Origin of the sequence: Bacillus sp. SIMBA_008, assembly GCF_046535495.1 — a bacterium.
Lineage (GTDB): Bacteria > Bacillota > Bacilli > Bacillales > Bacillaceae > Bacillus > Bacillus subtilis.
Window position 1 is genome coordinate 1 of the sequence record NZ_JAWRWL010000617.1, and the last position, 264, is coordinate 264.

Here is a 264-nt window from a genome sequence, read left to right on the forward strand (position 1 = left end):
GCCTCCACAACGGGCTCAAAGGCATGCCCGTGCAGCAATGTCGTGAAATTATTGTTGAGGTCGAGATAGCGGTGCTCATCGACATCGACGACATAAGCGCCCTCTCCTCGGGCGACGTAAATGGGATGAGGATCCCGTTCGATCGTGGCGCGCGTGATCCCATCTGGGAAGACGGCCCGTCCGCGGCGATAGAGCTGCGTTGAGTGCGGACGTGATGCGTCCGCCACTGCCATGGCTATGGACATATGCGTGACCCCTGTTGCT

Annotated in this window: 1 pseudogene; it reads right to left on the bottom strand. The window is 59.5% G+C overall.

Features of this window, described 5'->3' with window-relative positions:
- A pseudogene (locus SB658_RS24665) lies at positions 1 to 245 on the bottom strand (hypothetical protein); the annotation flags it as partial.
- Positions 246 to 264: the final 19 nt, after the last annotated feature.